Source organism: Streptomyces phytophilus (assembly GCF_013870535.1).
Classification (GTDB): domain Bacteria; phylum Actinomycetota; class Actinomycetes; order Streptomycetales; family Streptomycetaceae; genus Streptomyces; species Streptomyces phytophilus.
The window spans coordinates 1-5774 of the sequence record NZ_JACBXC010000302.1; the positions used below are offsets into that span (position 1 = coordinate 1).

The following is a 5774-nucleotide window of genomic DNA, read 5'->3' on the forward strand; positions in this document are numbered from 1 at the left end:
TCACCGCGCTGCGCGGCGCCCTCCAGGCCGTCTACCGGCAGACCGCGCAGACCAGCGACGAGAAGGGCGAGGTGACCAAAAAGGACCTCGCGCTGCTCGGCTGGGACACCGCGCTCGTCCAGGAGGCCGTCTCCACGCTGCTCGGCACGCTCGCGTACACCGTCTCGACCGACGCCGTACCCGACGCGCTGTACCGGCTTTCGGGCATCCCGGTCCGCTACGACGGCGAGACGGGGCTGCTGGTGTTCACCGGGCCGATGACGAACGCCCAGCGGGAGACGCTGCTCGGGCTGCCCGGCGCGACGACGGCCTGGCGCGCCGCCGTGCAGACCCTCTACGACGCACCCCGCACCTTCACCGCCACCCGGATGAAGGCGCTGCGCCCGCCGCTGTACGCCGCGCCCCTCGACACCGAGCCGCCCGCGCTGCAACTCCCGGCGAAGCTGTCCGGCACCGTGTTCTACGACGTGTCCCGCCGGACGCTGTGCTCGCGGGCCTACCTGCCGCCCGACGACCTCGCCGCGGTCCGCGCCGGCTGGGACGACGCGGCGTACCGGCAGGCCGTCGACACCCTGGCGCGGGTCCAGGACGAACCGCCCGCGCCCGCCGACGTGTTCCTCACCGCCGCCGACCGGCGCGCCCTGTTCGACGGCAGGACCTCGCCCGCCGCCCGCTTCCGGCTCGTACTGGAGCGGCTGAACCCGCACCTGCGCCGCGCGCTGAGCGAGACCACGGTGAAGCAGCAGGTGGGCCAGGCCGCGGGGCTGGACGCGGCGAGCGCGGACGTGCTGCTGGGCACCTGGCTGCGCTCGCCCTCGAAGCCGACCGCGCTGCAGGACTTCCTCGCGCCGCGGTTCGTCGGCAGCGACCCGGCGGTGGCGGTGACGCCGCGGGGCTTCCCCGAGCAGTTCACCACCCTGGTGCTGGTGCACCGCGTGGCGCTGCTGCTGTCCCGGCTGTCGGTGACCGCGGAGGAGATCCCGTGGCTCTTCGGGTACGCGGCGTCCGGCGGCTGGCTCGACCCGAACGCGCTGCCGACCCAGGTGCTGCCCGGCCCGTCGCCGCTGTTCGCGCGGTTCGTACGGCTGCTGGGTCTGGCGCGGCTCCGCGACCGGATCCCCGGCCGGGCACCCGCACTCCAGGCCGTGTTCGCCGCGGCCCGCGTCCCCGGTGCCGCGATCGCGGACGTGCTCGCCGAACTCGCCCGGCAGACGCAGTGGGACCGCGCCGACCTCGACGTGCTCACCGGCAGCGGCCTGCTCGACCTCACCGCGCCCGCCGACTTCTACGGCGAGGAGGGCCTGCTGCAACTGCTCGCCGCGATCACCCTGGTGCACAAGCTCGGCGTGTCCGCGGAGCGGGCGGCCGAGTGGCTGCCGGAGGACCTCGCCCCGCAGGCCGCGCAGTCGGCCTGGCAGGCGGCGAAGGCCCGGCACAGCCTGGCCGACTGGCCCGCGGCCGGGGGGACGCTGCGCGACGCGCTGCGCGACAAGCAGCGGGCGGCGCTGGTCGGCCATCTGATCGCCAACCCCCGCCTCGACCACGACGACCGGCCGTACTGGCACGACACCAACACGCTCTTCGACTACTTCCTCGTCGACGTGGAGATGGGCCCCGCCCAGCTCACCACGCGGATCGCGCAGGCGATCTTCAGCGTGCAGCTCTACATCCAGCGCATCCAGCTCAATCTGGAGGACATCTTCGTCCGCCCGAACGAGGAGTACTGGCGGCGCTGGGAGTGGATGAAGGCGTACCGGCTGTGGGAGGCGAACCAGAAGGTCTTCCTCTACCCGGAGAACTACTTCGAGCCGGACCTGCGGCTCGGCAAGTCGCCCCAGTTCGCGGAGCTGGAGAACGAGCTGATGCAGAAGGAGCTGACCGAGGCCAACGCGGAGAAGGCGTTCCTGCACTACCTGGAGAAGCTCGACGACATCGCGCACCTGCGGCCCATCGGCTCGTACCGGCACGCCGGGCCGGACGGCGAGACGGTGTACGTCTTCGCCCGCACCGAATCGTCCCCCGGCGGCTACTACTTCCGCCGCTGGGAGAACCGCACCACCTGGTCGCCGTGGGAGAAGGTCGACCTGGACTTCGAGACCGACGCGATCGTCCCCATCGTGTGGAACGGCCACCTGTACCTGTTCTGGACGTCGCTGACCGAGCAGCAGGAGAAGGTGCCCTTCAAGCTCGAACCGGGCGCGGACCTGCCGGACCCGCTGAAGTACTGGAAGATCCAGCTCCACTGGAGCCGGTACGCGGACGGCGGCTGGGAGGCCAAGAAGCTGGCCGACGGCGCGCTGTTCACGCAGCTCCGCTTCGGCATCCCCGCCGCCGCGAACATCGACACGTACGTGCTGCTGCCCGAGATCGACACCGCGACCGGGGACCTGCTGCTGTGGCTGGTGTACAGCGACGTCATCTCGCCGAACCCCACGCACCACATCTCGGGGAACTTCCGCTTCAGCCTGCGGAACAGCGTCTACACCTACTCGATGGAGCTCAGGCCGAGGGAGACGTACACCGGCCCGATGCCGGTGCCCCGCACGAGCTTCACCGTCATCTCCTCCAACGAGCGCGTCGAGGACGAGATCATCCCCGGCCTCGCCTGGGGCCACCTGTCCGTCATCGACCCGACCTCGGAACCGGGCCTCCCCAGCAGCATCTACCTGCTCCAGGCGACCCCCGGGCCGCACCTGTACCGCCACTACGAGTCGCAGCAGTCCGGCGACCGGTCGCAGCGCTACCTCCAGTACTTCTCCGACGGGAGGCGCACCTACCTGCTGGAGGGGTACGACGTGCCGGTCCCGGCGGCGGGGCCGGGGCAGGCCGCCGACGGCGACGCGCTGGGGGACGGCGCCTTCGCCGCGGAACTGGCCACGCGGGTCGACTTCCGGTTCATCGCGCTGTACCACCCGCACACCAGCGCGTTCCTGGACGAGTACGCGCGCCACGGGCTCGCCGGCGTGTACGAGCGGAACCTCCAGCTCCATCCGGAGTGGTGGACCGGCCCGTTCGACTTCGCCTCGCCCGACATGTACGACCCGCACACCGGCGACAAGGACCGGATCGTCAAGCCGTACCCCACCGAGTCCGTCTCGTTCGTGCTGGGCGACTCGTACGCCGAGTACAACTGGGAGCTGTTCTTCCACGTGCCGCTGCTGATCGCCGAGCGGCTGTCGGCCGGGCAGCGCTTCGACGAGGCGCTGAAGTGGTTCCACCGGATCTTCGACCCCACGAACCGGGACGCGGACGTCGAGCGGCCGCAGCGCTTCTGGATCACCAAGCCCTTCTTCGAGGCCGGCAGCGACACGTACTACGAGCAGCGCGTCGAACGGGTCCTGGAGAAGGCCGCGGGCGGCGACGAGGAGACGCTGAACGCGGTACGGAACTGGCTCAGGAACCCGTTCCAGCCGGACGCGGTCGCCCGCACCCGCACCACCGCCTACCAGAAGGCCGTGGTGATGAAGTACCTGGACAACCTCATCGCCTGGGGCGACCGGCTGTTCCGTCAGGACACCCTGGAGACCATCAACCAGGCCACCCAGCTCTACGTCCTCGCCGCCGAACTGCTGGGCCGCCGCCCCGAGGAGATCACCCGCCGTACCCCGGACCCGCAGAGCTACCGGCAGCTCCTCGACAGCGACCGGCCGCTCGCCGACGCGGTCGTCGCCGTGGAGAACCTGCTCGCGGGCGGCGCCGCCGGCGCCCGCGGCGACGCGGCGCCGAACCTGCTGCCCGGCGTCAACCTCCGCTGGCTGCAGTACTTCTGCCTCCCCCGCAACGACAAGCTCGCCGGCTACTGGGACACGGTCGCCGACCGGCTGTTCAAGATCCGCAACGCGCTCGACATCGACGGCGTACGGCGCGACGCGGCCCTCTTCGGGCCCCCGATCGACCCCTCCCTGCTCGCGCGGGCCGCCGCCGCGGGCGTCGACCCGGGCCAGGTGCTCGACGACATCAGCGCCCCCCTGCCGCACTACCGCTTCGCCCGGGTGGCCGCCCAGGCGAAGGAACTCGCCGCCCAGGTCCGGGAGTTCGGCGCCCGGCTGCTCGAAGCGCTGGAGAAGCGGGACGCCGAGGCGCTCGCGCGGCTGCGCGCCGGGCACGAGACGGCGCTGCTCGACGCGGCCCGCGAGGTGCGCAGACAGCAGGTGCGGGAGGCCGGCGAGGCGTACGACGCGGCCGTACGGGCCAAGGCCGTCGCCGAGCACCGGCGCGAGTACTACGCGACCCGGGAGTACGTGAACGGGTACGAGACCTCGTACGCCGACCTGTCCGCCACCGCGAAGACCTACCAGTACATCGCGACGGGCATCCAGGCCCTCGGCACCGTCACCAGCCTCCTGGGGCAGGCCAAGGTGGGCTCCCCGTTCACGACCGGATTCGAGTTCGGCGGCAGCAACCTCACCGGCGCCATCAACAGCTCGTCGGGCTCGCTCAGCTCCTACGCCTCGAACCTGACCACCCAGGCGTCGGTGGCCCAGACCCAGGGCGGCTACCAGCGCCGCGCCGAGGACTGGGCCTTCCAGGCGGACCAGGCGCGGCTGGAGGGCGCGCAGCTCGACAAGCAGACGGCCGCGGCCGAGATCCGGCACGCCGTCGCCGAACGGGAGCTGGAGAACCACGACGTGCAGCGGGAGCAGGCCCGGGAGGTCGCGGACTTCCTGAAGGGCAAGTTCACCGGCGCCGAGCTGTACGACTGGATGGTCGGCCGGCTGTCCACCACGTACTTCCAGGCGTACCAGCTCGCCTACGACGTGGCGAAGCGCGCCGAGCGCTCGTGGCGGCACGAACTGGGCGTCGCCGACTCGGACTTCATCACCTTCGGCTACTGGGACAGCCTGCACAGGGGGCTGCTGGCCGGCGACCGGCTGGCCGCCGACCTGGGCCGGCTGGACGCCGCCTACCTGGAGGCCGACGCCCGCGAGTTCGAGCTGACCAAGCGCATCCCGCTCGCGCAGTTCGACCCCGCGGCGCTGCTGCGGCTGAAGGAGACGGGCCGCTGCTTCGTCTCGCTGCCCGAGGCGCTCTTCGACGTCGACGGGCCCGGCCACTACCAGCGGCGGATCAAGAGCGTCGCCCTCACGGTGCCGTGCGTGGCCGGCCCGTACACCTCGGTCAACCTGACCGCGCGGCTGCTGCACAGCAGCGTCCGGATCGACCCGCGGACCTCAGACGGGCAGCCGTACGGCCGTGACAAGGCGGCCGACCCGCGCTTCCGCGACCACACGGGACCCGTCCAGTCGATCGTCACCAGCACCGGCCAGGAAGACGCCGGGCTCTTCGAGACCGACCTGCGCGACGAGCGGTACCTGCCCTTCGAAGGGGAGGGCGCGATCAGCGAATGGCAGCTCGAACTCCCGGCGAAGTTCCGGCAGTTCGACTACGCCTCCGTCACCGACGTGGTGCTGCACATGCGCTACACCGCGCGTGACGGCGGGCCGACGCTGGCCGAGGCCGCCGAGGACGACCTGCGCGACGGGCTCACCCGCTGGGTGCACGCGGGCGGCGGCAAGGGCCTGTTCCGCGCGTTCAGCGGGCGGCGGGAGTACGCGGACCGGTGGGCCCGCTTCCTCTCCCCCGCCGGGACGGAGCCGGCCGCGCTGGAGTTCGCCGTCGCGAAGGACCGCTTCCCGTACCTCTTCCGGGACTTCGGCATCCGCATCGGCAGGGTCGAAGTGGTGCTCGTGCTGTCCCGGGACACCGCGCCGGGCACCGACACCCCGTACCTGCGGCTCTTCCAGGGGGCGCTGCCGGTCCGCGTCACCACTTCG

1 protein-coding gene is annotated in these 5774 nt (G+C 71.8%); it reads left to right on the forward strand.

Annotated elements, in window-relative coordinates; translation table 11 throughout:
• Window positions 1-5774: Tc toxin subunit A-related protein (locus tag H5J30_RS15500; RefSeq protein WP_309505542.1), on the forward strand; the 5774-nt coding region annotated here is incomplete at both ends.